Genomic DNA, 26,248 nt, shown 5'->3' on the forward strand with positions numbered 1-26,248 from the left:
CGCTAGGTAGCCATGACCGCTGCGCAGCTCATCTCCTTCGCCCGTGGGGCTCCTTCGCTGGACATCGTCGACGTCGAGGGCCTCAAGGCCGCCGCCGTCCGGGCCTTCGATGCCGACCCGGGGGGTGTCACCGCCTACGGCACGTCCGTCGGCTACCTGCCGCTGCGCAAGTGGATCGCCGAGAAGCACGGCGTGGCGCCGGAGCAGGTGCTCGTGACCAACGGCTCGCTGCAGGCCGACGCGTTCCTCTTCGACCACCTGGTCGGCGCGGGCGACGCGGTCGTCGTGGAGCGGCCGACGTACGACCGCACCCTGCTCAACCTGCGCAACCAGGGCGGTGACGTGCACGCCGTGACCACGGGCGCGGACGGCATCGACGTGGACGAGCTGCGCAAGCTGCTGGAGTCGGGTGTGCGGCCGAAGCTCGCCCACATCATCCCGAACTATCAGAACCCGGCCGGCGTCACGCTCTCCCTGGAGAAGCGGCGGGCGCTGATCGGGCTCGCGGTCGAGTACGGCTTCACGATCTTCGAGGACGACCCGTACGCGGACATCCGGTTCCGTGGCGACGCGCTGCCTTCGATGCTGTCGCTGGACGACGCCGGTGTGGTCGTGCACGCCTCCAGCTTCACCAAGACGGTCTGCCCGGGTGTGCGGGTCGGCTACCTGGTCGGGCCGGCGCCGCTGATCGCGGACATCGCCAAGAAGGCCACGAACCTCTACATCTCGCCCAACATGGTGGCGCAGGGGATCGTCTACCAGTTCTGCGTCTCCGGCGACATCGAGCGGTCCATCGAGACCGTCTGCACCGCGCTCGCCGAGCGGGTCCGGGTGCTGGCCGCGTCGCTGCGCGAGCACATCCCCGGCGTCTCGTTCACCGAGCCGGAGGGCGGCTACTTCCTCTGGGTCGAACTGCCCGAGGACGTCGACGTCGACAAGCTCCTGCCGGCGGCGACCGCACGCGGCGTGGCCGTCGTCAAGGGCAGCGACTTCCTGCTTGAGGGCGGCAAGCACGCGCTGCGGCTGGCGTACTCGGCCGTGACCGTCGACGAGATCGACGAAGGCGTGCGCCGGCTGGCGGCGGCCATCGAGGATATCCGCGCGTAAGAAGGCACTGCCAAGGGCACTCTGTCGGGTTCCCGACAGAGTGCCCCGTTCGGGTGACCAGGGGCAGCCCAGGAGCGGTCCGCGGTGAACAATGCGAGCCACCGGTCGGCCCGGTGCTGGCGAGCCGACCCCCTGCGCACTACCCCGCCCCCGATGGCGCCGGGTGGGCCGCTCGCACCCACCCCCCGACGCGGCCGGTCCACCCGGCGCCCTCCTCGGCCTTCTTCCGCACCCGCGCGAGTGCGGATTCGCGCGGTCGGCGTCCGCGCGTGGCCGCGCGGTCCCGCATCATCGCCGCTGGCGGCGATCATGACGAGATCCTGACGGCCCCTGGCCACCTTCCAGGCGTAACCTCCTCTTCGGCCCATCCGGGTTGCCGGGTTCGGAGGGAGTCGTGTCGATGGCGAGTGACGCCGACAAGGCAGGTCAGGTTCGACCTCGGACCAGGTCGTGGAGCGATCCCGTCCGGGCGATGACCCGCATCCTCGGTCCCGCCGAGCCCAAGCCGGTGCCGCCCCCCGGATTCACGGGTCGCGACAAGATCGTGGATTGCGCGCTGTACGTGGACGGCGTGCGCCAGCCCGGTGAGTGGACGCCGGAGGACGCGCTGCACGCCGCCCGCGAAGAGGTGGGCAACGCCTTCGTCTGGGTCGGGCTGCACGAGCCGAGCCTGACCACGATGGCCGGCATCGCGGAGACCTTCGAGCTGCACGAGCTCGCCGTCGAAGACGCCGTGGCGGCGGAGCAGCGGCCCAAGCTGGAGCAGTTCGGCGAGATCAACTCCCTTGTGCTGCGGACCGCGCGTTATATGCGGCACGCCGAGCTGACCGAGAACACCGAGGTCGTCGAGACCGGCCAGGTGATGCTGTTCATCGGTCCGGAGTTCGTGATCACCGTGCGGCACGGCGACGCCTGCAAGCTCGCGCCCGTGCGCGCCGGGCTGGAGAAGCGCAAAGAGCTGCTGGCGCAGGGTCCGTGGTCGGTCGCGTACGCGATCGCCGACCATGTGGTCGACCTCTACATCGACGTCAGCGACCAGGTGGAGACCGACCTCGACGACCTGGAGACACAGGTCTTCGCCCGCCAGGTGCACGGGCGGATCCAGCGGATCTACCAGATGAAGCGCGAGCTGGTCGAGTTCAAGCGGGCGGTGGTCCCGCTGCTGCGGCCGATCATGCAGCTCACCGAGTCGACCAACCGGCACGTACCCAAGGAGATCCGGCGCTTCTTCCGGGACGTCCAGGACCACCTGATCCGGGTCGCCGAGCAGGTCAACGGCTACGACGACCTGCTCAACTCGATCCTGCAGGCGCGCCTGGCGCAGGTGTCGGTCGAGCAGAACAACGACATGCGCAAGATCGCGTCCTGGGCCGCCATCTTCGCCGTCGAGACGTTCATCGCGGGCATCTACGGCATGAACTTCCACAACATGCCCGAGCTCCGCTGGCAGTACGGCTATCCCGGCGCACTGACCTTGATGCTCGTCGCGGCGATCGTGCTGTACCGGTGGTTCCGCCGGTCGGGCTGGCTCTGACCAATGTGAGGAAGGGCCCCCCGCGCGCGGGAGGCCCTTCCTTCGAGATCACTCAGTTGCGGCCGTTGGGCGAGTTCAGGTGGTCGCTGCTGGCCGTCGGGTCGGTCGTCTGCGGGCTCGAGCTCGACGACGAGAGCCGCTGACCGGCCTTGGACCGGGCGGTCTCCGCGGCACCCTTGGCGGTCGCCGCCGCGCTGCGCACCGACGAGCGGGCCGCGTCGGCCGCGTCGCCGAGCCGGCCGTGGCTGTGTCCACGACCGCCGCCACCAGCACCGCTGGACCGGGCCGCGTCCAGCGAGCGGCTCGGGTCGTACTCGTCCCACTGCTGTTGCCGACGCTTGCGCATGATCGCCGCGGCGCCGAACGCGGCGCCGGCGACCACGATGGCCGCGACGATCGGCCAGCGCCGGCTGGACGACGCCTCGATCATCTTCTCGGCACGCTTGCTCTTGCCGTTGCCGTTGCGCTTCGGTCGACGGACGGCCTTCGCGGCGTCCCGCGCGCTGTGACCCGCGCTCGACGCCAGCGGCCGCAGCGACGACCGGGTCGTCTCCCAGGTGCCGCGCGTCGTCTCCCAGCCGCTGCCGGCCATGTCGCGAGCCCGTGCCGCCGACGGAACGACGAAGTCACGGGCGGCGTCGACGCGCGGCCGGACGGCCGTGGTCACCCCGCCGGCAGCGTGACCCGCGGCCGCCTTGAGATGCTCGAAGCTGTCGCCGAGCTCGGTACGGACCAACTCCGCGTGAGTTCTCCGCCGGATACCAAACACCAGACCCCCACCTTCCTGGGCGTAGTTCCTCCTGCATCCTCCACCTTTGGACGTGTCCGCATTGCCGGAACGGGCACATGGGAGGATCGAACTGAAACTCACCGACGATGGAGGAGTACCCGTGGCTGAGACCCTTTACGCCACCCTGCATACGAACCGCGGCCCGATCCGCCTGGAACTGTTCCCGAACCACGCGCCGAAGACCGTGCGCAACTTCGTGGAGCTCTCCGAGGGCACCCGCGACTACGTGGACCCGCGTACCGGGCAGAAGGGCAACGGTCCCTACTACGACGGCACCATCTCGCACCGCGTGATTTCCGGCTTCATGATCCAGATGGGCGACCCGACCGGCACCGGCCGCGGCGGCCCGGGCTACGAGTTCGGTGACGAGTTCCACCCGGAGCTGCGCTTCGACCGCCCGTACCTGCTGGCCATGGCCAACGCCGGCCCGGGCACCAACGGCTCGCAGTTCTTCATCACCGTTGGCCCGACCCCGCACCTCAACAACCGTCACACGATCTTCGGCCAGGTTGCCGACCAGGACTCGGCCAAGGTCGTCGACGCGATCGCCAACACCCCGACCAGCCACGGCGACCGGCCGCTGGAGGACGTGGTGATCGAGCGCGTCGAGATCCAGCGCGTCAACAGCTGATAGACGAAGCCAGGTACCTTTCTTGGCATGAGTGAATCGCCCCCGACGGCGGCGCCGGTCTGCTACCGCCACCCGTCGCGGGAGACGTGGGTGCGTTGCACGCGCTGCGAGCGCCCGATATGCCCAGATTGCATGCGCGAAGCCTCGGTCGGGCACCAATGCCCCGAGTGCGTCGCGGAAGGACGCCGGACTCAGCGGTCGGCGCGCACCGCCTTCGGTGGCAGTGCCGCCGGCCGTGCCGGCACTGTCACCAAGACGCTCATCGCCCTCAACGTGATCGCGGCCGTGATCGGCCTCGCCCTCTACGGCGTCGACACCCTGATCCCGAGCGGCGGCCTGTTCACGGGCCAGACGCAATGGCAGCTGTCCGGTGGCGTGCTCGGCCCGTCACTGGTCGACCCCAACACCAACCAGGTGGTGTACGAGGGCATCTACAACGGTGGCTACTACCGCCTCTTCACGGCGATGTTCATCCACTACGGGATCATCCACCTGGCGTTCAACATGTGGGCCCTATGGGCCGTCGGCCGCGCGCTCGAGGCCATGCTCGGTCGGTTCCGCTTCGCGGCGCTCTACCTGCTCGCCGGCGTGGGCGGCAACGTGGCGGCGTTCATCATCGAGCCGAACAGCCTGACCGCGGGCGCGTCGACGGCGGTCTTCGGGTTGTTCGGCGCCTACTTCGTCATCGCCCGCAAGCTGGGCGGCGACACCCGGCAGATCCTCGTGGTGCTCGTCATCAACCTGGTCATCACGTTCACCGTGCCGGGCGTCTCCTGGGCCGGGCACGTGGGCGGCCTGGTCACCGGTGCGTTGGTCGGAGCGATCCTCGCCTACGCCCCGCGCGACCGGCGCACCGTGGTGCAGTACGTCGGGCTCGCGGTGGTGCTCGTCGCGTTGATCGGGCTCACCGTCGCCAAGGTCGCCAGCGTCACCGCTTAGCTGTCACCGCTGCCAAGGCCTCGGCGACCTCCTCCACGGGGGCGCCGAGGTCGTTCTTCGTGAAGAGGTGCAGCGAGTCGCCCGCGTCGATCTCCAGGGTCTCGCTGCGGATGCCGGCGTGCCCGCGCCGGTCCACGGTGATCTTCTCCACCGCGGACCAGGGGATGTGCCGCCGCCGGGCGAACCCAGTGAGCACCGTGAGCCCGGCCTCGTCGGCGGCCAGTCGCTCCGGCGCCAGCAGGTCCCGGAAACCCCACACCGCCAGCCCGGCCCCGGCCACGCTGGCCACGGCCACCGCTACCGCGTCCGTGGCGAACAACGCCGCCAGGACCACGAGCAGCACGGCGGCGGTGAGCTTGAGGGTCGGCACGGCGGGCCGAACGCGCCAGCGGGTCGTCACCGCACAAGCATCCCAGCCGAGCGGGGCCGCGGCACGACGTAGGATCCGGGCAAGGCTCACGTTACCGGGGAGTAATCATGCGGGACGCGGTCATCGTCGGTGCGGTCAGAACGCCGGTCGGACGCCGAAACGGCGGTTTGTCGGGCGTACACCCGGTGGATCTTTCTGCCCATGCCCTCCGTGCGCTGGCCGAGCGGCTGGCGCTCGACCCGGCGGAGGTCGACGACGTGGTCTGGGGTTGCGTGTCGCAGGTCGGCGACCAGTCGTGGAACGTGGCCCGGGGCGCGGTGCTCGCCGCCGGCTGGCCCGAGTCGGTGCCCGGCACGACGCTCGACCGGCAGTGCGGCTCCAGCCAGCAGGCGATCCACTTCGCGGCCGCGGCCGTCATCGCCGGCCAGAGCGACCTGGTGGTCGCCGGCGGCGTCGAGTCGATGAGTCGCGTGCCGATGGGCTCCAGCATCGGCGCAGGGAACGCGTTCGGTGACCAGGTGCGGGCGCGCTACCGCGACCACGAGGGCTTCGCCGCCGACGACCCGGTGCCGTTCAGCCAGGGCGTCGGTGCGGAGATGATCGCCGACCGGTGGGGCTTCGACCGTGCGCGGCTCGACGGCTACGCGCTGGCCAGCCACGAGAAGGCGGCCGCCGCCCAGGATGCCGGGCTGTTCGATGCCGAGATCGCCCCGGTGGCCACCGCCGACGGTGGCAAGGTCGCGGCCGACGAGGGCGTCCGGCGCGACACCTCGCTGGCCAAGCTGGGCGAGCTCAAGACCCCGTTCAAGGCCGACGGGGTGGTGACAGCGGGTTCCGCGTCGCAGATCTCCGACGGCGCTGCGGCACTGGCGGTGACCACGAGCGAGCGGGCGGCCCGGCACGGGCTGCGGCCCTTGGCTCGGATCCACACCGCGGTGGTCGCCGCCGACGACCCGGTGGTGATGTTGACGGCGCCGATCCCGGCGACCGCCAAGGCGCTGCGCCGCGCGGGGTTGGGCATCGAAGAGATCGGCGTGTACGAGGTCAACGAGGCGTTCGCCCCGGTCCCGCTGGCGTGGCTGGCGGAGACCGAGGCCGACCCGGCGCGGCTCAACCCGCGCGGTGGCGCGATCGCCCTCGGTCACCCGCTCGGCGGCTCCGGTGCGCGGATCATGACGACGATGCTGCATCACATGCGGGACAACGGAATCCGCTATGGCCTGCAGACGATGTGCGAGGGCGGCGGCATGGCGAACGCGACGATTGTCGAGGCGCTATAAGGGCTCCTGTCCACTTTTGAGCTAATGATCCTAATGGAGGTTTAAGGAAGTCGGCGTGGGGCAACCCGCGACCCTCCAGCGAGGCGCGTCGTTGTGAACGGCATGGACGTCTTCTCCCGTACGTTCCTGCCAGCCGCCGCCGAAGCCGGTGTGGCGATCCCGACAGTCAGCCGCCACATGCCCGTCTTCCGGCGTTGTGTAGCCGCCGACGATGCCGCCGCTCTGGTGGCCCGGTGCACCCGCGCCGACCGCCCCGCACAGGGCGAGTACCTGATGCTCTTGACTTACCGCCGCCTGGTCGTGACCCACGAGTCGCGGATGCTGCACCGCCTCCGGCTGCATCTGAACACGGAACTGGGCCACCTGGGCAACGTGACGTGGAACCCCGATCCGCGGCTGTCCGCGGTTGAGCTGGCGGCCACGGCCGTCGACGGGGTTCGGGAGCGATTCTGGATCCGGGTAGCCCACCCGAAGCAGGTGTGGCACCTGGACGCGCTGCTGAGCCACGTCTTCCGCCCGCGCACTGCCCGCGCGGGAGCCGGGACGGCGGCCGGGGCTGGTGTCCCGGCCGCCACCCGGGATGCCCTGCGCCGCGACACGGGCGCCTGGGAGTCACTGGGGCGTTCCCGCCACACCGTCGCGGTGGCTTTCTGACAAGCCTCTTACATAGGGGCGTACGTCGGTCGGCCATGATGGGCCGGTGGCAGACGGCCTGGTGCTCGTCGTCGAGGACGAACGGGCGATCGCGGACCTGGTCCGGCTCTATCTGAGCCGGGACGGGTTCGGCGTGCACGTCGAGCACGACGGCGAGGCCGGTCTGGCCGCGGCCCGTCGGGTGCGACCGGTGGCCTGCGTGCTCGACATCGCCCTCCCCGGCCTGTCGGGCACCGAGATCTGCCGGCGTCTGCGCGAGGGCGGCGACTGGACCCCGGTCATCTTCCTCACGGCCCGCGATGACGAGGTCGACCGGATCGTCGGCCTGGAGCTCGGCGCCGACGACTACATCACCAAGCCGTTCTCACCCCGTGAGCTGGTCGCCCGCCTGCGCGCGGTGCTCCGGCGGGCCGCGGGCGGGGTGGCCGCGGCGGCCGAGCGTCCGCGCACGGTCGGCCCGCTGACCCTGGACCCGGGCCGCCGCAGCGTCACGGTCGGCGACGTGCCGGTGCAGCTGACCTCCACCGAGTTCGACCTGCTGGCGCACCTGGCCGGCCGACCCGGGCGGGTGTTCACCCGCGAGGAGCTGCTGGCCGCGGTCTGGGGCTACGCCGCACATTCGGGCACGCGTACGGTCGACGTGCACATCGCCCAGGTGCGCGGCAAGCTGGGCGACGCCGGCGCGCTGATCCGCACCCACCGCGGCGTCGGGTACGCGATCGATGCCTAGCACCCTGACCGCCCGCGCGGCCCTGGTCGGCTGCGCCGTCGCCGTGGTGTCCGTGCTCGTGACCGCGCTGGTCGCGATCCCGTTGGCCGCCCGCACGGTCGAGGCGCGCACCCGGGAGTCGCTGGCCGCCGAGGCCACCGTGGTGGCGGCCGCGCTGCGGGCCACACCGCGCCCGGCGGGCGACAAGAAGCTGCTCGACGCGTTGCGGGACCGGGACATCTCGCTGTTCGTGCTGCGCAAGGGCGTTCCGGACCAACCGGGGCTGCCGCCGGCGGTGCTGTCGCTGGTGGCCGACGGCACGTTCTCCGGAACGGCCATCGTCGGTGGTGTCCCGTCCCTTGTGGAGGCCCGCCCGATCAACAACAACAACGCCAACGCGGTGGTGGTGCTGACCCACCCGCGGGCCACCGGCATCTGGCGCGCGATCGGCCAGAACCTGTGGCTGGCGCTGCTCGCCGGCCTGGCCGCCGGCGTGCTGGCCGGCGTGCTGCTGGGCAGCCGGCTGGCCCGCCCGATCCGGACAGCGGCGCAGGCCGCCCGCCGCCTGGGCGGCGGCGAACGCGGCGTGCGGGTGCCGGTCGAGCCGCCGCAGGAGGTGGAGTCGCTGGCGCACGCGCTGAACGGGCTCGCGGAGGCCTTGTCCACAAGCGAGGGACGCCAGCGCGACTTCCTGCTGTCGGTCTCGCACGAGCTGCGCACGCCGCTGACCACGATCCGCGGCTACGCCGAGGCCCTGTCGGACGGCGTGATCGAGGGCGACGGCGCAGCCCGCGCGGGCCGCACGGTGCTGGCCGAAGCGGAACGCCTGGACCGCCTGGTCACGGACCTGCTGGCCCTGGCCCGCCTGGACGCCGTCGACTTCCCGCTGACCCCGCTCCCGGTCGACCTGACCGAGATCGTCGCCGAGACAGCGAACACCTGGCGCCCCCGCTGCGCGGCGGCCGGCGTCACCCTGGTCGTGGAGGCGCCGCCGTTTCCGGTGCCGGCCGTCACCGACCCGGGCCGAACCCGCCAGATCCTCGACGGCCTGCTGGAGAACGCCCTGCGGGTGGTCCCCGCCGGCTCCCCGATCGTGCTGGCCACCCGCCCAGGCGGGTTCCTGGAGGTCCGCGACGGCGGCCCAGGCTTCACCGACGACGACCTGCCGGTGGTCTTCGAGCGCGGAGCCCTACGCCAGCGCTACGACGGTGTACGCAAAGGCGGCAGCGGCCTGGGTCTGGCCCTGGTGCAGGGCCTGGTCCGGCGCCTGGGCGGCCAGATCGAAGCGGGCCACGCCCCGGAGGGCGGCGCCCGCTTCACGATCACGTTGCCGAGCGGTCAGGCCTGGTCGCCGTAACGCCGGAGCAGGCTGTTGAGCTTGCGCAACATCTCCACCGTGCCTTCGGGCGGCGGATCCGGGTTGAAGTGCATGACGTCGTTGCGGATCTTTCGAATCTCGTCGAGACGTTCGATGAGCACAGAGCGGTCGAGCGGCCACCCCAGCTTGGTCCAGTTGCCCGGGTTCTCCAGGACGCGTCGGTACTCGCCCATCGTGAGCTCGTCGAAGGAACTCACCTTTCGGTTGCAGAAGCTCTGCACCTCGTCGAGGTCGAAGTTGCGCGCGATGATTCGGCGCAGGTTGCGATCGACCTCGCCGATCTGGAAGAACGGCATCGCCATCTCGCCGTACGCGTGGACGACGTCGGCGGTCGTCACGATCCCGGCGACCTCGTTGTTCTCGTTGCGTACGAATACGAAGCCCGACCGTTGCAGCTCGGGCAGAGCGTCGATCAGCTCCTTGTCGTAGCGCACGTCCGAGACATCCTGCTCGATCGCCTCGGACAGCTTCGCGTCGGTCTTCAGGTGCCGAGCGTGGGCGATCGACTGCCACGTGACCGCCCCGCGCAGGTTGCGCTTGCCATTGAGCACCGCGAGCTGCGAATGGTCGTTCAGCAGCATCTTGGTGATCGCTTCGTCGAAGGTCGCACCTGGCTCGACGGAATTGATGCCGCCGAGCGCCGACGGAAGGTTGCCAACGGTCAGCCCGATGGCGTCATCGGCGATCTCAGCTTCTTCGGGAGGGCTGATGACGGTCGTGCTGGTGGGAGCCTCGACCTCCTCCTCGGCATCGGCCGGCACCGCGATCAACCGCACGATCGCGTCGAGCGTCACCTTGCGGAAGCTGGGGTGGGTGACCAGACCGTGGTTGGCGAGGTCGGCCTCGATGCGGATGATCTGGTCGCCGCGGCCCTTCGCTCCCCACAACGAGATCAGTTCCCGGACGGAGAACTCCTCCGGCTGGTCGGCGTCCGCCCGTTTGCGAGCTTCTCGCAGGCGCTCGTGGACGCGTTGGGTGAGCGCCTCTTCCGCGCCGTCTTCCACGGTCGCGGCAACGCTGACGGCACGATCCAGCAGGTCCTGGCGCAAGGTGTCCAAGGAACGCCCGGTCTCCACCACCGTCCAGGCGAGCCAGCCGTCGACGGCGCGCATGCCGGACGCCACCATCGCGGCCCGTGACGGCGTCGGGAACTCCGGGCCGTCCGGCTGGAGCCGGATCCACCCGGCGTCGGTCACCTCTGCGTGGTGAGTCTCGCCCACTCGTTTGCGCACGAACTGCAGTGCGCTCTTTGGGCGCAGCAGGCCGGCGTCCATGAGGTCCCGCACCTGGACACGACGGCCGCCGATGAGGTGCATCGAACGCGTCGTAGCGCTGTCGATCATCGCCTATCCCTGTCGAAGACCGTCGTACTTGCGCCTTGCGCCGACCGCCTGGTTGATGATCTGCCGCGTGATGTCGGCCTTCGTGCCCTTTGGAATCAGACCGAGCGCCCGCACGACGAGCTTGAGGCCACCAACCGTGAGCTTGTGCCCTGCGAGCTCCTCGGTGGCCTCGTCCAACGTTTCCTTGGCCCGCAGGCTCTTCGCGATCGCGTCCGCGTCCAGGTCCGCTGGAGCTGTGGAGCGTCTGACAGCTGGTGCCCGTCGGGCCCCGGGCGCAGCGACCACGTTGGCGGGCGGCGGCTGGGACATGGTGTCCGGAACCGCGCGTGGATGGCCGTCGACCAGGCTCAGCATCGCGCGCCCTTCCGCCAGAGCGAGAAGCCGTTCCGCCGGTTGCTCCGCTAGGAACGTCGCGATCCGAGCCTGCAGCTGGAGGAAAAGCGTCAGGTCTGTCATCGGCCCAGGCCTCCACCGACGCCGTCGACGACCTCTTTGGCGAGCGCTCGGAACTCCATGGCGACCTCGTCGTCGATAGGCGCGCGGAGCACGGCGGGGATGCCGCTGGATCCGGCGTCCCCGAAGTGTCGCGGACTGTCGCGCACCATGCCGTTCAACACCGGCACCTGGGAGTTGAGTCGGATTTCCTCGATGTAGTTCTGTTGCGTGGAGATCGGCTTGTTAGCGTAGATCTTCACCATGGTGAAAACGACCCCAAGGAACCGTGGATTAATTGTTCGATCGGTGCTACGCATCCCCGCGCCGTGGCTTACGTAGTCGTTGTACTCCGCGATGAGCGTGTCGCAGTTCCCCGCGAGGTAGTCGATACCAAGCGTGGACAGATAGTCGGCTTTCGCAGGAATGAGGACATGGTCGCTCGCGACGATCGCCGTCTTGGTCACCAGTCCGAAGTTGGGCGCGCAGTCGATGAGCACGAGGTCGTACTCGTTGAACGCATCGGAGCGCAATGCCTTGGCAAGAGAGCCGTGCAGGTCGAGGAAGCGACGCTTCGACTCGGCCAACGTGGTGCCGCCACCCAACCGGGCGGCGAGTCGCAGGTCGATGTCGATCAGCTTGAGGTGCGAGGAGATGAGGTCCAGTCGGCCACCAGAGCCTTCGATCGACTGGTTCACCTGCGGGGGAGAGACGACCAAGCTCTCCAGGGAGACGTCTCGGCCCGGCATGTCTCCCTCGTACCACCGCATGATGGTGGAGTCCTTGCGCAGGGTCTCCCGCCATTCCTCCACGGTGTAGAAGCAGAATGTCAGGTTGGTCTGCGGGTCGAGGTCGAGCAGAAGCACCTTGTGCCCTCGGCTGGCGATCTCGGCGCCGAGGTTGGCGGTGAGCGTGGTCTTTCCGACGCCGCCCTTGTAGTTCATGACCGCGACGACACGCATATTTAGCCCTCCTGACGAGACGGCGGCAGGACCTTGCGACAGTAACTGCCGAAAGAGGGGTGGCAGCGTACCTGTCGGGTTCGTGCCACTAGCGAATGACGCGAATTAGGGCCCGTTGGCGCGCTTTCCGGGACCAATAGACGAATGTGCGTCTCGGCATTGCGCTGCGAGTTGGAACGTCTGTCGGAGAAGGGATTGGTGGTCGAGCAAACGGCCATCGTCTCGCGTGCGGGCGGTCGAGTCCAGAGCCCGAAGACTCTTACGCGGCTCGAACATTCGCCTGATCGGCCTCTGCCATGGCGGGCTCAGTCTGGCCTGGCGCACAGACGAGACGAGGGAGAACCGATGAAGCGTTGGGCAGTCGCGGCCGGCATCGCGGTGTTGGTCGGCTTGGGCATGACCGGGTGTGGCATCGGCAGCGGCGCAGGAGGCGGCGATGACACCGGCATCGAGGTGTCGGCCGGCATGGGGGTCGAGGGGCAGGCGTTGGCCGCCATGGGGTTCGACCCCGACGAGATCACGCCGGCTGAGCTGGCGGATTTGAAGCTCGTGGCGCCCAGTGCGTCGCCGTCGGCCGCGCCCAAGGAGAAGGACCGGGAGCGTGGCAAGCGGTTCAAGGCGCGGGTGCTGCTGCGGAAGAACACCCTGCACGGCGAGGCGGTGGTCAAGACCAAGGACGGCGGTACGCAGACCGTGCTCGTCCAGCGTGGTGAGGTCACCGCCGTCGACGCGGACTCGATCACGGTGAAGAGCAGCGACGGGTTCACCATCACCTGGTCGTTCGCCGATGATCTGCGGGTCGTCGAGCGCCGCAACTCGATCAAGCCCGATGAGCTCGCCGCCGGGGACCAGGTCGGGGTCGCCGGCACCAAGGACGGCGACGGTGGCGAGGCGCGGCTGGTCGTCATCCCCCGCGAGAAGTGAGAACGGGCGGGGCCCCGCACGAAGCGGGGCCCCGACGCTCAGTACACCCGGTCGCCGATGAAGTCGTCGTGGCCGTAGCCGACCGGGTTCGCGAAGTTGCGGGACTCGAAGGACCACTGCTGCCGCGTGCTGGAGCCGCAGTTGGCCAGCCGCAGGCGCGGCGTGCCCAGCAGCGGGCTGTCGAACGCCAGGCACAGGGCGGTGTTGCCGGCCGCCTTGATCTGGTTGCCGGCGAAGAGCCACTTCTGGTTGACGCCGCCCGTGCAGTTGTAGATGTTGACCGCCGTGTTCGCGGTCAGCGAGCCGCCCGAGACGTCCAGGCAGCGGTCGTGCGAGAGCTCGCTGTGCAGCGACTGCCGCGCCGGGTCGTACCAGAAGCCCTGGTTTCGGCCGCCGTGGCACGCGTACGACTGCTGCGCCGTGCTGTTTCTGGAGTCGTAGCCCTTGCCGTCGACGCACTTCCCGGTGCCCGCGTTGCGCAGCTGCTTGAACTCCAGCAGCCCGCCGACCAGCGTGCCGTGGCCGGTGCTGGCCTGGTCGACACAGGTCGCCTGCGGCAGGCCCGACGCCACGAACGCGGTCATGCACTCGGCGAACATGCCGTGGCCACGCGCATTGGGGTGGAACGACTGGCGTGCGGCGTTCTCGTTCCAGATCCCGACCTCGATGTAGAGGCCGCGCACGCTGGTGTTGTCGGTGCACACCTCGTGGCCGTGGAAGAGCCGGCTGGCGTCGAGGTAGCGGGTGCCGGTGTTGACCGCCGCCTGGCGCAGGCCGCGTTCGAACAGCGGAACGGCCTTGTTGCGGGCGAACGCCGCGTCGGCGAGGTAGAGCAGGCAGCCGCCCGCGTACCAGCCGGGGAAGTCGGGGTTGTCCTCGACGTCGGGGCTGCCGGGGCTCGGGTAGGACTGGAGCACGAGCTCGTAGTCGGAGGCCAGGTAACCGGCCGCGGTCATCGTGGCGCGGATGCTGCGCAGGGCGTCCTCGACCGCGGCGCGCGAGCCGTCGACCCGGGTCGTCCAGACATCCGTGTACGTCGGGTAGCAGGCACCCTGGAAGAACACCCGGCTGATGGCGCAGTCGGTGGCCACGGGGCCGAACTGGATCGTCCCGTCACCGTTGGCGCCGGCCACCACCCAGATGAGCTTCACGCGGGTGTTGCGCGCCTTGATCGCCAGGTTGTCGCCTTGGTTGAGCTCGTTCCACTGGGTCGGTCCGCCGGCGATCAGGTTCCACGGTGTGGCTCCCGAGCAGGCGATGTTGAACTGGGTGTCGGACGCGATGCCGGTGCGGAACACGGCCTGGTCGTACGACCGGTCGCACCAGTTGCCGTCCTGGTGCGTGCCGGGGACGTAGTTGCCGACGCCTTCGCCCGAGATCTCGCTGTCACCCATGGTGACCAGCGCGGTCTTGCGGTCTTCGAGGGGGCGGACGGCGGGGCTGCCGTAGAGCGAGGTCGCTTCGGCCGCGCGGATCGCTTCGAGGTTGGCCGGCAGCGGCTGGACGGGGGGACGGTCGGCCGCGCCGGCGGTGGTTCCGGTCGCGACGAGGGACGGGAGGACGAGGCCCGCGACGAGCGCCGCGGCGGCGAGGGTACGCCGCAGTGGCACCCGGAGCGCGTTGCCAGGCTTCCCTTTGCGGGAGTCGAGCATCGACGCACTCCTTTCGGCTCGATCGGAAGGTATCGATCGAGTTACCGGAGAGTAGCCTGATGAACCCGCATATGTGAATAGTCCTCAGATGATCGACCGAGCCCTATCGGGGGAACGCCCGGATGGTCGACGGACGATCTTCAAACGCAGCCGGTAGGCTGGTGCGGATTTGTCGTCCGCCCTGGAGATTCCCGTGAAGCTCTCGATCCTCATGCCGGTCTACAACGAGGAAGAACGCGTTGCGGAGGCACTCAAGCAGGCGCTCGCGGTCGAGTACCCGTGCGAGATCGAGCTCGTCGTGGTCAACGACGGCAGCCGTGACGGCACCGGCGCGATTCTCGACGCCGCCGATGACACCCGGCTGCGGGTCATCACCCATCCGCGCAATGCCGGCAAGGGCGCTGCGATCAAGACGGCGGTCGACAGCGCCGAGGGCGACTACATGGTCATCCTCGACGCCGACCTCGAATACGACCCGTTGGACATTCCGAAGCTCCTCGACCCGGTGTTGGACGGTCGGGCGAAGGTCGTCTACGGCAACCGCACGTTCGGCAGCCACAGCGCCTACAGCTTCTGGTACGTGATGGGCAACAAGGCCGTCACCACGGCCGCCAACGTGCTGTTCAACTCCTACATCGGCGACCTGGAGACCTGCTTCAAGCTCCTCCCGGTCCCGTTGTACCGGTCGCTGGACATCAAGTCCCGCGGCTTCGGCATGGAGGCCGAGGTGACCGGCAAGCTGCTGCGGCGCAAGATCCGCCCCTACGAGGTGCCGATCAGCTACCGCGCCCGCGGCCGTGAAGAGGGCAAGAAGATCACCTGGAAAGACGGCGTCGAAGCACTGTGGATCCTCGGTCGCGAGCGCGCCCGCAAGCGCTGACCACCGACACGCTCACCATCGGTGAGCTCTCCGCGCGATCCGGCGTCGCGCCGTCCGCGTTGCGCTACTACGAGCGGCTGGGGCTGATCCGCGCCGGCCGCACGAGCGGCAACCAGCGCCGCTACGACCGGGCCGAGCTGCGCCGGGTGGCCTTCATCCGGATCGCCCAGCAGGTCGGCGTCGCGCTCGACGAGATCGCCGCCGCGCTGGCCGAGCTGCCCGACAACCGCACGCCGACCCGGGCCGACTGGAGTCGCCTCTCCGCGCTCTGGCGCACCCGCCTAGAGGAGCGCATCGCGCTGCTCGAGGAGTTGCGCGACGACCTCTCCGAGTGCATCGGCTGCGGTTGCCTGTCGATGCGGCGTTGCCAGCTCTACAACGCCGGCGATCGGCTGTCCGCCGACGGAAGTGGTCCGCAACTGTTGCTGCGCAAGGCCGCCCGCCGGGTCACGAAGGATTGACCAGCAGCACCTTGCCGATGTGCGCGTTCTCCTCGACCACCCGGTGGGCGTCGGCGGCACGGTCCATCGGCATCCGCCGGTCGATCACCGGACGGATCCGGCCGGCTTCGATCAACGGCCACACCGTTTCGCGTACGCCGGCGATGATCGCGGTCTTTTCCTCTGCCGGACGCGCCCGCAGCGTGGTCGCGGTGATCGAGCCGCGCTTGGCCATCAGCTTGCCGAAGTCGAGCTCGGCGCGCCGACCGCCCTGGGTGCCGATGGTCGCGATGCGCCCGTTGTGGGCCAGTGCGGCGATGTTGCGGTCCAGATAGGACGCGCCGACGATGTCGAGGATGACGTCGGCGCCGCCGAGGCTCTGGGTGACCGCGACGAAGTCCTCGGTGGAGTAGTCGATGACGTGGTCGGCGCCGAGCGCCAGCAACGCCTCGTGCTTCACCGCGCGCGCGGTCGTGACAACCCTTGCACCGAGCGCCTTGCCGAGCTGGATGGCGAACGTGCCGATTCCGCTGGATCCACCATGGACAAGGAACGTCTCGCCCTCGGCCAGCCGCGCACCACGCACCACATTGGACCAGACGGTGCAGGCCACCTCGGGCAACCCGGCGGCCTCGTCGAGGGCGACACCGGCGGGCACCGGCAGCAGGTGCTCGGCGGGCACGGCGACCTTCTCGGCGTAGCCGCCGCCGGACAGCAGCGCGCACACGGGCTCGCCGTCGACCAGCCCGGCGCACTCCAGCCCCGGGTAGGGCGACGAGCCGGGCGGCGGGTTGTAGTGCCCCTGGCGTTGCAGCAGGTCAGCCCGGTTGACCGCGGAGGCGACGACGTTGACCAGGACCTCTCCGGGCTGGACCGTCGGATCCGGCACCTCCGCCCAGGTGAGCACCTCGGGTCCGCCCGGCTCGGAGATAGTGATCGCGCGCATGCCCTTTCTTACCCTGTGCCCTGGCGCATGGCAGACTTGACCCCGCGTCCAGGAGGGTTCGCCTAGTGGCCGATGGCGCTGGTCTTGAAAACCGGTAAGGCAGCGATGTCTTCGTGGGTTCGAATCCCACACCCTCCGCTCTCTGCCTGTCAGCGCGGCCGGCGGGCCACCGCGAAGACCGACTGGCCGAACGGTGGCCGGACCCGGGTCTCGACCGCCTTCGTCGCGGGCAGCACCAGCTTGTCGTAGAACTTGACCATCGCGCCTTCCTTCGGCGTGAGCCGGAAGACGCTCGTGGCCATGTAGTAGCCGATCAGGCCCAGCGCGTTGGTGTAGTTGATCCGTTCGACCCGCAGGTCGGCGCGCTGCATGACCCGGGCCAGCGACCTGATCGTGTAGCGCCGCACGTGGCCGGTGGCGATGTCGACCGGGCTCATCGCGAACGGGAACGCCGGCACGATGATGATCACGGCGCCGCCCGGGCGGACCAGGCGGCCCATGCTCTGCAGCGCGCGGCGGTCGTCCTCGATGTGCTCGAGCACGTTGTACGAGACCGCCGCCGTGTACGCGCCGTCCACGTCGCTGGGCAGCAGCAGCTGGCGTACTTCGATGTCGGCGTGGCCGGCCAGCCGGTCCTTGAGCGCGACCAGCCGGTCAGGGTCGGCCTCGGTCGCGGTGAACCGGGCGGTGTGTGGCGCCCACTCGAGCGCGTAGTCGCCGAGTCCACTGCCGATCTCGATGGGGTTGCTGCCCAGGTAGGGCTCTGCCAGTTCGGCGAACCAGCGCCGGTGGTTGACCGCTGTGGCCAAGCCTTCGAGTACCTCGGACTGGACCTGTTGATCCCCGGTGATCTCGGCCATCTGCCGCCTCCCCCCGGTAGGGACAGTTACCTCGATGGAACGTGAGAGCCCTTCCCTATTGGTTACGGTATGAAAACCTAGGTCGGATGTGTCAGAGATCGGTGATTTGCCGGTCTTGTCGCGGAACCCCTGAAGGCCCTGGAGGAGCCGATGGCGGTGGGTGGGATAGGGGAGACCGACACGTCGGATCTGCCTCGGGTGGCCGCTGAGGCCCCTGCGACCGACCGCCGGGCGCTGCTCTCTGGCCGGACGCTGGATCTGGCTGCCATGGCCAGCTATGTCGTGCTGGCCTTCTGGGTCACCTGGCGGATCTGGCTGCACCCCACCTGGGGCCTCGCCGCCAACCGCGCCGACCAGGCGTTCTTCGAGTGGATGCTCGGGCACGGCGCGCTGGTCGCCACCGGCCAGGCGTCACCGTTCTTCTCGGACCAGATGAACGCGCCGGACGGCATCAACCTGATGGCCAACACCTCGGTGCTCGGCATCTCGATCCCGCTGACCCCGGTGACCCTGCTGTTCGGCCCACACGCGGCGTTCAACGTCTTCCTCACCGGCGCGCTGATCCTGACGGCGGTGAGCTGGTACTTCGTGCTCTCCCGCCACCTGCTCAAGCGCCGGTTCGCGGCCTGGGTCGGCGCCGGGTTCTGCGCGTTCGCGCCCGGGATGATCTCCCAGGCCAACGGTCATCCCAACCTGGTCGCCCAGTTCCTCGTGCCGGTGCTGATCTGGCGCACGCTGGAGCTGCGGAACCCGCGCTGGCTCCGCAACGGCGTGCTGCTCGGGCTGGTGGTGATCTGGCAGGCGTTCATCAACCTGGAGATCCTGTTCATGACCGCCGTCGGCCTGGTGATCTTCCTGGCCGTGGCCGCGGCGATCCGGTGGCGGGAGGCCCGGGCGTGTTGGCGGCCGTTCCTGTTCGGGGCACTGGTCGCGGTCGGCGTCGCCCTGGCGGCCCTCTGGTATCCGATCGCCATGCTGCTGGGCGGACCCCAGTCCTACAGCGGCCTGCCGTACGAGGTCCGGGGCTACGGCGCCGATCTCGCCGCGTACGTCGGGCTGTCCCGCGAGTCGCTGCTCGGCAGCATGGAGAGCGCGCGCGGGCTGGCCCAGAACGCGGCCGAGGAGAACTCCTTCTTCGGCTGGCCCCTGGTGGCCCTGACGGTCGTCGTGGTGGTCGCACTGCGGCGCAGCGCGGCGGCCATCGGGCTGTTCGTGGTCGGCCTGGTCTTCGCCTATCTCTCACTCGGCCCCGTGGTCCGGCTGCACGGCTCGCCGACCGGGTTCCCGTCGCTGTGGCAGTCGCTGCACGACGTGCCGGTGCTGAGCTCGGCCGTGCCGACCCGCTGGGCGCTGGCCGTCACCCCGATCGTCGGGCTCCTGCTGGCGCTCGGTGTGGCGGCGGCGCAACAACGGGCCTCGTCGCTGCGTGGTTCGGCGCTGATCGCGTTCCGGGCTGTCGGGACCGTGGTGCTGCTCGTGGCGTTGGTGCCGATCGCCCCCACCGCGCTGCCGGCGACCAAGTTGTCGAACACCCCTGCGTTCGTCTCGTCCGGGACGTGGGCGCGCTACACCGCCGGGGGAAAAAGCATCGTGTTCGTGCCGATGCCGACCTCGGCGGTCAACGACCCGATCCGTTGGTCGGCCATGACCATGACCCGGATGCCGCTGGCCGGTGGCTATTTCCTGGCACCGGTCGGCCCCGAGCGGATCGCCAACTTCACGTCGGAGTTCCGGCCCACCAACTACTTCCTGCGGTACGTGAGTCGGACCGGCAAGGTCCCGTCCGCCTCGGCCGCCACCCGGGCGAACGCCCGCGCCGACCTGACCTACTGGAACGCCGGCGCGGTGGTGGTGCCGAAACGCCGCGACTCCACACTGTGGATCAGGACCTTGACCGAGTTGTACGGCGTACCGCCACGGCAGGTTGACGATGTGTGGCTGTGGGACGCGGCGGCGCTACGGGGTTGAGGGGCCGCGCCGGTTGACGGGGGGCCGTTGCATGGCTGCGACCAGTGTCGCGGCGCTCGGTGGGTTCGGCAGCGGGCTCGGGTTGTCGGTGCGCAGCCCGTCGAGCGCGATCGCGAGAAACCGGGGCGCCACCTCTTCGCCGACGGTCCGGATGATCGCGGCGTTGGCGACGAGCAGGACGGGCACGTCTTCGGGCACGAAGTCCGCGCGCAGCGTGCCCTGACGCATGGCGGCGCGGATCAGCCGGTTCTGGGTGGCGTACAACCTGTTTCGTAGCTTTTCGAGGGCTTCGGAGGCCGGCAGCGTCAAGGTGAGCACGTCGGTGACGGTCGCGTCCTCGGCCTGGATGGCACAGAGCTGTTCGAGATAGCTGCGGAAGGCGTCCCACGGGTCGTCGATCAGCCGGGCCTCCTCGGCGGCGGCCAGGTAGCGGCCGGCGCGCTCCAGGAAGACTGCCTCGACGATCTCCGTGCGGTCGGGGAACCGGCGGTAGAGCGTGCCGATCCCGACGCCGGCCTCCTTGGCGATCTCCTCGACGGGTGCGTGCACCCCTTGGGCCGCGAAGACCCGCCGGGCGGCGTCGATGATTCGTTGCCGGTTGCGCTCGGCGTCCGCGCGGAGCCGTGTGCTCACGTCGGCAGCCTATCGCTGGGCCGCCGGATTTAGTTGCTTAGTCAATGACCATCCTCACGATCAAGGGCCGTCGGGCTCGCGGCATGGCACAGTCGACGGGGCTTATCGACGGAGGGAATCGGACATGGGCACGGCAATCGTTGTGGGTGGCACAGGCGGCCTGGGCCTGCCCATCGCGGCGCATCTGGCCGCCCGGGGTGACACGGTCGTGGTGACGAGCCGCACCAAGGACGGCGCGGAGACCGCGGCCGCCGAGATCGGCGCCGGCGTCCAGGGTCTGGCGCTCGACCTGGCCCACCCGGAGACCATCGAGGCCGCCCTGGCGCCGATCACCGAGGTGGACCACCTGGTCCTCACCGCGATGCACCCGACGACGAGCACGCTGGCGGAGTTCGACGTGACCGCGGCTGTGACGGCGCACACGGTCAAGCTGGTCGGCTACGTCGAGGTGGTGCGGGTGCTGCGCGACCGCTTCCGCCCGAACGCTTCGGTGGTGCTGTTCGGCGGCGTGGCCAAGGACCTTCCGTACCCGGGCTCCACGGTCGTCACCACCCACAACGCGGGCCTCGGCGGCCTGGTCCGGACGCTGGCCGGCCAGATCGCCCCGCACCGGATCAACGTCATCCACCCGGGCGTGGTCGGCGACAGCCCGAGGTGGCGCGAGGTCCCGAACCACCCGCACGTGGCCCGCAGCCCGATCGGCCGCCTGGTCACGGTCGCGGAGATCGTCGACGCGACGGAGTTCCTGCTCCGCAACAGCGGCATCAACGGGCAAGAGCTCTATGTAGAAGGCGGCGTCCTGACCTCGTAAGCGACCCTGGCTGAGGCCCGGACGACCGTCCGCCGCCCCGACCGGCGAGCCCACAAGGCCCGCCGCTCGGGGCGGCCCTGTCTTCAGGGTCGCAGGGCCAACTTGCCGACGGTGGCTCGCGCTTCCAGGTCGGCGAGTGCTTGCGGGCCGTCTTCCAGCGGGTAGGTGGTGGGCTGGCGGGGACGGAGCACCCCGTCCGCGAGGAGGCCGAAAAGTTCACCCATGACCGCACCGAAGATCTGTGGCGCGGACTGGATCAGGGCGCCGATGTTCAGGCCGACGACCTGGACCTGGTGTTTGTAGACCAGGTCCCAGTTGGTGACCGTCGCCTCCCCGCCGGCCAGACCGTAGACGACGACCCGACCGGTGACGCGCTTGGCCGCGGCCATGCTGTCGTCCAGCGTGGTGCCGCCCGCCGACTCCAGGACCAGGTCGGCGCCCGCGCCGCCGGTCAGCCGCAGGACCTCGCCGGCGATGTCGGCGCCGCGGGAGTCGATGACGTGGTCGGCGCCCAGCGCGCGCACAAGGTCGTGCTTGCCGGGTGAGGCGGCGGCGATCACCGTCGCGCCGTAGTGCTTGGCCATCGTGACCGCGGCCTGGCCGGTCCCGCCGGCGGCGGCATGGATCAGCACGGTCTCCCCGGCGGTGATGCGGCCGAGGGGCTTGAGCGCGGCCAGCGCGGTCGGCCAGCTGACGACCAGGCCTAGGACCTCGTCGTCGGACCAGCCCGCCGGCACGCGCACCGCCGCCGCGGCGGGCAGCGCCATGTGCTCGGCGAAGGCGCCGCCGGCGATACCGACGCCGACGACGTGGGCGCCGGGCTCCAGGTCGGTCACACCGGCACCGACTGCGGTGATCTCACCGGCGGCCTCGATGCCTGCCAGGTACGGCGGCTTAGGGCCGCCCGCGAACATGCCGCGGGCCTGCGAGATGTCGACAAAGTTGACCCCGGCGGCGGTGACTCGGATCAGCACCTCACCTGGACCCGGGCTCGGGAGTGGGGCGTCGGTGATCAATCGCAGGTCTCGTGGGCCGTTCAGGGACGTCTGCTGGAGTGCGCGCATGGTTGTCGGTTTCCTTAGGGTGATCGAGGGCTGTATACCTTCACCCAGGACGACCCGGCGAGACAGGGAAAGGAATCGCTCCGAACCCGAACACGGCGAGCAAGCTCGGGTCCCCGAACGAGGAGATCCGGCGGATGCCTGCCTCCGTGACGGTGAGCACGCAGATCCCGTAGGGCTGATAGTTCCCGTGTCGGTCGCGGAGGTAGGCCGCGGCGGCGGGCTGCCCGTTGGCGCTGGTGGCCAGCATGCGCCAGTCACCAGGCGCACCGAGCAGGTGATCGCGCAGGAACGGTACGCAGACGGTGCGGCCGGCGAACCAGGTGCGCAGCGGCGTGGCCTCCAGCGTGGCGTCCTCCAGCAGGATCCGCTCCAGCGCGGCGGCGTCGGCATTCTCGAACGCGGCGATGTACTGGTCGAGAAGCGCGCGAGCCTGTGGCGCGGTCGGCTCGGTGATCTGCGAGTCGCTCAGGGCCAACTGCTCCAGCCGGCCGCGGGCGCGCTGCAGCGCGCTTTTGACCGACGCCGTCGTGGTGTCGAGCATGACCGCGACCTCAGCGGCGTGAAACGCCAACACGTCCCGCAGGATCAAAACGGCCCGTTGCCTCGGCGGGAGGTATTGCAAGCTGGCGACAAGCGCCAACCGGACGCCCTCGCGTGCCGCGACGACAGCCGCCGGATCAGCCGTGTCCGGGAGCACCAGCGAATCCGGCGTGGGCTCCAGCCAGTGCACGTCGCTGCCGGCCTCTTCCAGGTGCGCGTCAGGATCCTGCTCCGGATCGGAAGCGCCAGAGGGCAGCACTCGCCGGCCCCGCTTGGCCAGCTCCGTGAGGCACCTGTTGGTGGAGATCTGGTAGAGCCAGGTGCGGACCGACGATCGCCCCTCGAAGCCGTCGTAGGACCGCCAGGCTCTCAGGTAGGTCTCCTGGACCAGATCCTCCGCGTCCTGGATCGAGCCGAGCATGCGGTAGCAGTGCGCGAACAGCTCGCGCCGGAACGGCTCGGTCGCTTCGACGAATCCGGCGCGGTGGCCATCCACGCTGTTCCGCGTCCCGTTCAGGAGGGTTTGATGACGCAGCCCGAGCAGAGTTTCGGCTTCGGGAGGGTGAAGGCCAGACAGCACGTCTTGCGCTGCACGGTGATCTGGCCGTTCGGGCCTGTCTCCAGGTCGACCAGGTCGTCCAGCTCGAGCGCCGTCAACAGCGACGTGATGTTGTCGACGGTCGAGCCCGGCAGATAGTCGGCCGCGCGGAGCAGGCCGTACGCGATGCCCGACGCGACCGAGCCCATCAGCGTGCGGGCGCCGACCCGGACCTCGGTGTGGATCGCGTCGAGCATCGGGTTGACGTGCTCGTCGAGCAGTGTCGTGCGGAACGTCGACAGCAGCGCGGCCTCGTCAGGGACGACCACGACCTCCGGCAGGCCCGAGATGGCCAGCGGGTCCGAGGGGAGCACCGCGACGTCGATCGTGCGGCGGTAGCCCAGGGTCAGCAGTGGGCGGTGGTCCTCGAAGTGCACGAGTACGTCGTCGGCGCGCAGCAGGGGGACCCGGCGGGCGGAGGCCCAGCCCAGTACGGCCGGCAGGGTCAGCCAGTAGCTGTAGGACTTCCAGGCCAGCGCGGCCGCGGCGTGGGGTGAGCCGCGCCAGCGGTGGGCGGCCGCGTCCAGCAGTTGGGGCAGGTGGGTGCCGTCGGCGAGCGACGCGGCGGGGATCCAGCCGGCGGCGTCGTGGACCAGCAGGCCCTGGGTGAGGCCGGGCAGGTCGTCGGTGCCGAACATGGATCGCAATGTCGCGCTGATGGGGTCGAACGGGGCTCCGGCCATCGCGCGGAAGTCGATGGTCGCCGTCACTGGCACCCCACCGCCACCCGCATCCGTGCCATCGAGTTCCCACCCATCGCTTGACGTCCCTTTGGCTGGCCTAGTACCGCAGGGCCGCCAGCCGAAACAACATAGCGTGCTAAGGCTAGCCTAACCAGAGATTCGCGGGCCGGAGTGGGCTACTACTCTTCTGAGTACTTCGCGCCGTGTCGACTGGGTCGCGCTGAGCGACGGTTGTCAAGGCATTTGTCGGTAACGCGGCACTTATGGCCGGGTCGGGTTCTTGCGCAGCAGACTGGATTTCCGGGCCTCTAGGGGAGCCCCGGCCCCTCAAGGGATGCGTGATGCCGAGCTCACCGCCGCCGACTTCACCAATCTCGCCGATAGAACGCGCCGCCGAGTCGTTCGCCGCGGAACTGTCGCGCTGGCGGGTGGAGCGCGGCCTGACGAAGAAGCAACTCGCCACCCAGATGGGCTTCGACCCGTCGTACGTCAGCCACGTCGAAGGCCGCCGCCATCGCCCGACCGAGGACTTCGCCCGCCGCGCCGAAGCGGTCCTCGGCGCTGGGGGCGCGGTCTGGCTGCGCTTCCAGGAGTACGACGACCTGCGGCACGCCCGCGGGATGTCGATGCCGCAACGCGACCCGCCGGTGCCGGAGCAGTGGATGCCACCCGGGACCGGCTTGATCGTCGAGCAGGAGGTCGCGACGCTCGCGTTCGTGGGCAACGAGTACCGGTGCGTCATCCGCCGGTCGCTCTACAACGCCGGGACTGAGCCGGTCACCCGCTATCTCGTGCGGGTCGCGGTCGACCGCTATCCGGAGGACCCGGCGCTGTCCAACAAGCACCACCGCGACCACCCGTTGACGTTCGAAGAGCTCGACCTGCAGGCGTTCTGCGACGACCCGCCGACCCGCGAGGCGATGGACTGGCGCAAGAAGCACGACCGGGACGCGTTCAAGGAGGTGTGGCTGCTCTTCGAGAACGCCAACGGCCGGTTCCCCCTCTACCCCGGGGAGCGGGTCACCATCGAGTACGCGTACACGGTCGGTCAGGAGAAGTGGGGTCGCTGGTTCCAGCGGGCCGTGCGCCTGCCCACCCGCCGGCTCACCGTGCGGCTCGATTTTCCTGCCGAGCTCGATGCCCAGGTCTGGGGTGTCGAGACGTCGCTGTCGTCGGAGGAGGTCCCGCTGCGTACGCCGGTGACCCGCCGCACCGAGGGCGAGCGCAGCTTCTTCGAGTGGACGACCGACTCGCCGACGCTCAACGCCCGCTATCGGCTGGAGTGGCGGTTCCGCGCTGCCGTGTTGGAGTCCAACGGGCTGACGCTGGCGCCGGCGGTGACCGTGCCGGCGCAGCGGCACGCGCCGCGGACGCCTTCCGAGCGCATGCGGTCGGTCGGAGTGGTGCAGCGCGGCAGTGCGCTGCTCGCGCACCGGGCGGTGCCGCTGCGGCTGCCGGCCGACGCCGCCGCGGGTCGCGATGTCGTCGACAGGCTGTTCGCCGCTCTGGAGCGCATCGAGGAGATGCACATCTTCAGCAAGGGGGTCGGGCTGGCGGCGCCGCAGATCGGGTTGTCGGTGGCGATCGCTGTGGTACGTCCGCAGGATCCCGCCGCTGAGCCGCTGGTGCTGGTCAATCCGCGCATCGTCGAGGCGTCACCGCGCACCGACGAGCGCTACGAGGGTTGCCTGTCGTTCTTCGACGTGCGGGGGTTGGTGCCGCGCTCGCTGCGGATCGAGGTGGAGCACGCGGACTGGAGCGGGACACGGCGGCTGACGACGTTCGAGCACGGGTTGGCGCGGTTGGTGGCGCACGAGGTCGACCACCTGGAGGGGCGGCTCTATGACGAGCGGATGCCGCCTGGTGCCGGGCTGGTGCCGATCACCGAATACCGCGAAACCGGGGTGCCCTGGAGCTACTGACGTGCCTGCGCGAAGACCGCCAGGCTGTCTACGCCCGGCGCGATGGAAGCGAGTTCGCGTTAGGCATGCTGGTCTTGCGGAGCGCCGAAGCCCGGGAAGCTGCCGCCGGCCGGGCCAGGGAAGGCCGAGCCGGGCTGGTTGGCGCTACAAGTCGTAGGCCAGCTTTCCCGCCGTCACGCACTCTTGCCGCCCGGATCC

26 protein-coding genes and 1 tRNA gene are annotated in these 26,248 nt (G+C 69.8%); 15 read left to right on the top strand and 12 right to left on the bottom strand.

Annotated features, from left to right (window positions below; all coding sequences use genetic code 11):
* Positions 1-12: 12 nt before the first annotated feature.
* The gene (locus AB0J88_RS28405; RefSeq protein WP_364350377.1) at positions 13-1,107 is read left to right on the top strand and encodes a PLP-dependent aminotransferase family protein; all 1,095 of its coding nucleotides are present in this window, start codon (positions 13-15) and stop codon (positions 1,105-1,107) included.
* Between the two features lie 400 nt (positions 1,108-1,507).
* Entirely contained in the window at positions 1,508-2,641 is a 1,134-nt protein-coding gene (gene corA, locus AB0J88_RS28410; protein ID WP_364350374.1) for a magnesium/cobalt transporter CorA, read from the top strand.
* A gap of 52 nt (positions 2,642-2,693) precedes the next feature.
* On the opposite strand, the gene AB0J88_RS28415 is transcribed toward corA, so the two are convergent.
* The gene (locus tag AB0J88_RS28415; RefSeq protein WP_364350371.1) at positions 2,694-3,377 is read right to left on the bottom strand and encodes a hypothetical protein; all 684 of its coding nucleotides are present in this window, start codon (positions 3,375-3,377) and stop codon (positions 2,694-2,696) included.
* A 154-nt stretch (positions 3,378-3,531) separates the two neighbouring features.
* Between AB0J88_RS28415 and AB0J88_RS28420 the strand changes: the two genes are divergently transcribed.
* Positions 3,532-4,062 carry a peptidylprolyl isomerase gene (locus AB0J88_RS28420; protein WP_364350368.1) on the top strand — a complete coding sequence of 177 codons (531 nt, stop codon included), beginning with the start codon at positions 3,532-3,534 and terminating at the stop codon, positions 4,060-4,062.
* A gap of 27 nt (positions 4,063-4,089) precedes the next feature.
* Positions 4,090-5,001, top strand: coding sequence for a rhomboid family intramembrane serine protease (locus AB0J88_RS28425; protein ID WP_364350365.1), 912 nt, complete (start codon positions 4,090-4,092; stop codon positions 4,999-5,001).
* On the opposite strand, the gene AB0J88_RS28430 is transcribed toward AB0J88_RS28425, so the two are convergent.
* Positions 4,991-5,401, bottom strand: coding sequence for a PH domain-containing protein (locus AB0J88_RS28430; protein ID WP_364350362.1), 411 nt, complete (start codon positions 5,399-5,401; stop codon positions 4,991-4,993). The genes AB0J88_RS28425 and AB0J88_RS28430 overlap by 11 nt on opposite strands.
* Before the next feature lie 77 nt (positions 5,402-5,478).
* On the opposite strand from AB0J88_RS28430, the gene AB0J88_RS28435 reads away from it, so the two are divergent.
* The 4 genes from AB0J88_RS28435 (at position 5,479) to AB0J88_RS28450 (ending at position 9,371) form a co-directional block, all read left to right on the top strand.
* A complete protein-coding gene (locus AB0J88_RS28435; RefSeq protein ID WP_364350359.1) occupies positions 5,479-6,651 on the top strand; it encodes an acetyl-CoA C-acyltransferase in 1,173 nt (390 codons plus the stop codon).
* A 102-nt stretch (positions 6,652-6,753) separates the two neighbouring features.
* On the top strand, positions 6,754-7,305 hold the full coding sequence (locus AB0J88_RS28440; protein ID WP_364351010.1) for a hypothetical protein: 552 nt from the start codon (positions 6,754-6,756) through the stop codon (positions 7,303-7,305).
* Between the two features lie 46 nt (positions 7,306-7,351).
* Entirely contained in the window at positions 7,352-8,035 is a 684-nt protein-coding gene (locus AB0J88_RS28445; protein WP_364350356.1) for a response regulator transcription factor, read from the top strand.
* The gene (locus AB0J88_RS28450) at positions 8,028-9,371 is read left to right on the top strand and encodes a HAMP domain-containing sensor histidine kinase (RefSeq protein WP_364350353.1); all 1,344 of its coding nucleotides are present in this window, start codon (positions 8,028-8,030) and stop codon (positions 9,369-9,371) included. Before AB0J88_RS28445 ends, AB0J88_RS28450 begins: the two co-directional genes overlap by 8 nt.
* Here the strand turns inward: AB0J88_RS28450 and AB0J88_RS28455 are convergent.
* Genes AB0J88_RS28455 through AB0J88_RS28465 form a run of 3 tightly spaced genes read right to left on the bottom strand, consistent with a single transcriptional unit; the run spans position 9,353 to position 12,129 of the window.
* The gene (locus AB0J88_RS28455) at positions 9,353-10,735 is read right to left on the bottom strand and encodes a CBS domain-containing protein (protein WP_364350350.1); all 1,383 of its coding nucleotides are present in this window, start codon (positions 10,733-10,735) and stop codon (positions 9,353-9,355) included. The genes AB0J88_RS28450 and AB0J88_RS28455 overlap by 19 nt on opposite strands.
* A gap of 3 nt (positions 10,736-10,738) precedes the next feature.
* Positions 10,739-11,191 (bottom strand): hypothetical protein, encoded by a 453-nt coding sequence (locus tag AB0J88_RS28460; RefSeq protein ID WP_364350347.1) that lies wholly within the window; start codon positions 11,189-11,191, stop codon positions 10,739-10,741.
* The gene (locus AB0J88_RS28465) at positions 11,188-12,129 is read right to left on the bottom strand and encodes an AAA family ATPase (protein WP_364350344.1); all 942 of its coding nucleotides are present in this window, start codon (positions 12,127-12,129) and stop codon (positions 11,188-11,190) included. Before AB0J88_RS28465 ends, AB0J88_RS28460 begins: the two co-directional genes overlap by 4 nt.
* A 345-nt stretch (positions 12,130-12,474) precedes the next feature.
* Here AB0J88_RS28465 and AB0J88_RS28470 point away from each other — a divergent pair, with 345 nt between their 5' ends.
* On the top strand, positions 12,475-13,053 hold the full coding sequence (locus AB0J88_RS28470) for a hypothetical protein (RefSeq protein ID WP_364350341.1): 579 nt from the start codon (positions 12,475-12,477) through the stop codon (positions 13,051-13,053).
* Positions 13,054-13,091: 38 nt separating this feature from the next.
* Here AB0J88_RS28470 and AB0J88_RS28475 read toward each other — a convergent pair whose 3' ends face one another.
* On the bottom strand, positions 13,092-14,705 hold the full coding sequence (locus AB0J88_RS28475) for a ricin-type beta-trefoil lectin domain protein (RefSeq protein WP_364350338.1): 1,614 nt from the start codon (positions 14,703-14,705) through the stop codon (positions 13,092-13,094).
* A gap of 193 nt (positions 14,706-14,898) precedes the next feature.
* Between AB0J88_RS28475 and AB0J88_RS28480 the strand changes: the two genes are divergently transcribed.
* Together AB0J88_RS28480 and soxR are read left to right on the top strand one after the other, a co-directional pair.
* Positions 14,899-15,585 (top strand): glycosyltransferase family 2 protein, encoded by a 687-nt coding sequence (locus AB0J88_RS28480; RefSeq protein WP_364350335.1) that lies wholly within the window; start codon positions 14,899-14,901, stop codon positions 15,583-15,585.
* A complete protein-coding gene (soxR, locus tag AB0J88_RS28485; RefSeq protein ID WP_364351007.1) occupies positions 15,582-16,046 on the top strand; it encodes a redox-sensitive transcriptional activator SoxR in 465 nt (154 codons plus the stop codon). The genes AB0J88_RS28480 and soxR overlap by 4 nt, the downstream gene beginning before the upstream one ends.
* Here soxR and AB0J88_RS28490 read toward each other — a convergent pair.
* Entirely contained in the window at positions 16,033-16,971 is a 939-nt protein-coding gene (locus AB0J88_RS28490; protein ID WP_364350332.1) for an NAD(P)H-quinone oxidoreductase, read from the bottom strand. The genes soxR and AB0J88_RS28490 overlap by 14 nt on opposite strands.
* A gap of 51 nt (positions 16,972-17,022) precedes the next feature.
* Between AB0J88_RS28490 and AB0J88_RS28495 the strand changes: the two genes are divergently transcribed.
* Positions 17,023-17,109: transfer RNA gene (locus AB0J88_RS28495), tRNA-Ser, on the top strand.
* 11 nt (positions 17,110-17,120) lie between these two features.
* On the opposite strand, the gene AB0J88_RS28500 is transcribed toward AB0J88_RS28495, so the two are convergent.
* Positions 17,121-17,831: a class I SAM-dependent methyltransferase gene (locus AB0J88_RS28500; protein WP_364350329.1), complete on the bottom strand. Its 711-nt coding sequence runs from the start codon at positions 17,829-17,831 to the stop codon at positions 17,121-17,123.
* Between the two features lie 267 nt (positions 17,832-18,098).
* Here AB0J88_RS28500 and AB0J88_RS28505 point away from each other — a divergent pair, with 267 nt between their 5' ends.
* On the top strand, positions 18,099-19,799 hold the full coding sequence (locus tag AB0J88_RS28505) for a hypothetical protein (RefSeq protein ID WP_364350326.1): 1,701 nt from the start codon (positions 18,099-18,101) through the stop codon (positions 19,797-19,799).
* On the opposite strand, the gene AB0J88_RS28510 is transcribed toward AB0J88_RS28505, so the two are convergent.
* Complete coding sequence (locus tag AB0J88_RS28510; RefSeq protein WP_364350323.1) at positions 19,788-20,432, bottom strand: helix-turn-helix domain-containing protein; 645 nt, start codon at positions 20,430-20,432, stop codon at positions 19,788-19,790. The genes AB0J88_RS28505 and AB0J88_RS28510 overlap by 12 nt on opposite strands.
* 124 nt (positions 20,433-20,556) lie before the next feature.
* Here AB0J88_RS28510 and AB0J88_RS28515 point away from each other — a divergent pair, with 124 nt between their 5' ends.
* Positions 20,557-21,243, top strand: coding sequence for an SDR family oxidoreductase (locus AB0J88_RS28515; RefSeq protein ID WP_364350320.1), 687 nt, complete (start codon positions 20,557-20,559; stop codon positions 21,241-21,243).
* Between the two features lie 83 nt (positions 21,244-21,326).
* On the opposite strand, the gene AB0J88_RS28520 is transcribed toward AB0J88_RS28515, so the two are convergent.
* From AB0J88_RS28520 to AB0J88_RS28530, 3 genes are read right to left on the bottom strand one after another with little or no spacing between them, the layout of a single operon-like run.
* Entirely contained in the window at positions 21,327-22,307 is a 981-nt protein-coding gene (locus AB0J88_RS28520) for an NADPH:quinone oxidoreductase family protein (RefSeq protein ID WP_364350317.1), read from the bottom strand.
* 40 nt (positions 22,308-22,347) lie between these two features.
* Positions 22,348-23,343: a sigma-70 family RNA polymerase sigma factor gene (locus tag AB0J88_RS28525; protein WP_364350314.1), complete on the bottom strand. Its 996-nt coding sequence runs from the start codon at positions 23,341-23,343 to the stop codon at positions 22,348-22,350.
* 17 nt (positions 23,344-23,360) lie between these two features.
* The gene (locus AB0J88_RS28530) at positions 23,361-24,128 is read right to left on the bottom strand and encodes an IucA/IucC family C-terminal-domain containing protein (RefSeq protein ID WP_364351004.1); all 768 of its coding nucleotides are present in this window, start codon (positions 24,126-24,128) and stop codon (positions 23,361-23,363) included.
* A gap of 341 nt (positions 24,129-24,469) precedes the next feature.
* Here AB0J88_RS28530 and AB0J88_RS28535 point away from each other — a divergent pair, with 341 nt between their 5' ends.
* Complete coding sequence (locus tag AB0J88_RS28535) at positions 24,470-26,050, top strand: peptide deformylase (RefSeq protein ID WP_364350311.1); 1,581 nt, start codon at positions 24,470-24,472, stop codon at positions 26,048-26,050.
* The last annotated feature ends 198 nt before the right edge of the window (positions 26,051-26,248 follow it).

It is taken from the genome of Asanoa sp. NPDC049475, assembly GCF_040676915.1.
GTDB lineage: Bacteria > Actinomycetota > Actinomycetes > Mycobacteriales > Micromonosporaceae > Asanoa.

Coding starts and splice junctions, on each gene's coding strand:
- AB0J88_RS28405 (WP_364350377.1), top strand. CDS start 13: ATGACCGCTGCGCAGCTCATCTCCTTCGCCCGTGGGGCTCCTTCGCTG.
- corA (WP_364350374.1), top strand. CDS start 1,508: ATGGCGAGTGACGCCGACAAGGCAGGTCAGGTTCGACCTCGGACCAGG.
- AB0J88_RS28425 (WP_364350365.1), top strand. CDS start 4,090: ATGAGTGAATCGCCCCCGACGGCGGCGCCGGTCTGCTACCGCCACCCG.
- AB0J88_RS28435 (WP_364350359.1), top strand. CDS start 5,479: ATGCGGGACGCGGTCATCGTCGGTGCGGTCAGAACGCCGGTCGGACGC.
- AB0J88_RS28440 (WP_364351010.1), top strand. CDS start 6,754: ATGGACGTCTTCTCCCGTACGTTCCTGCCAGCCGCCGCCGAAGCCGGT.
- AB0J88_RS28450 (WP_364350353.1), top strand. CDS start 8,028: ATGCCTAGCACCCTGACCGCCCGCGCGGCCCTGGTCGGCTGCGCCGTC.
- AB0J88_RS28455 (WP_364350350.1), bottom strand. CDS start 10,735: ATGATCGACAGCGCTACGACGCGTTCGATGCACCTCATCGGCGGCCGT.
- AB0J88_RS28460 (WP_364350347.1), bottom strand. CDS start 11,191: ATGACAGACCTGACGCTTTTCCTCCAGCTGCAGGCTCGGATCGCGACG.
- AB0J88_RS28465 (WP_364350344.1), bottom strand. CDS start 12,129: ATGCGTGTCGTCGCGGTCATGAACTACAAGGGCGGCGTCGGAAAGACC.
- AB0J88_RS28470 (WP_364350341.1), top strand. CDS start 12,475: ATGAAGCGTTGGGCAGTCGCGGCCGGCATCGCGGTGTTGGTCGGCTTG.
- AB0J88_RS28475 (WP_364350338.1), bottom strand. CDS start 14,705: ATGCTCGACTCCCGCAAAGGGAAGCCTGGCAACGCGCTCCGGGTGCCA.
- AB0J88_RS28490 (WP_364350332.1), bottom strand. CDS start 16,971: ATGCGCGCGATCACTATCTCCGAGCCGGGCGGACCCGAGGTGCTCACC.
- AB0J88_RS28500 (WP_364350329.1), bottom strand. CDS start 17,831: ATGGCCGAGATCACCGGGGATCAACAGGTCCAGTCCGAGGTACTCGAA.
- AB0J88_RS28505 (WP_364350326.1), top strand. CDS start 18,099: ATGGCCAGCTATGTCGTGCTGGCCTTCTGGGTCACCTGGCGGATCTGG.
- AB0J88_RS28515 (WP_364350320.1), top strand. CDS start 20,557: ATGGGCACGGCAATCGTTGTGGGTGGCACAGGCGGCCTGGGCCTGCCC.
- AB0J88_RS28520 (WP_364350317.1), bottom strand. CDS start 22,307: ATGCGCGCACTCCAGCAGACGTCCCTGAACGGCCCACGAGACCTGCGA.
- AB0J88_RS28530 (WP_364351004.1), bottom strand. CDS start 24,128: ATGGCCGGAGCCCCGTTCGACCCCATCAGCGCGACATTGCGATCCATG.
- AB0J88_RS28535 (WP_364350311.1), top strand. CDS start 24,470: ATGCCGAGCTCACCGCCGCCGACTTCACCAATCTCGCCGATAGAACGC.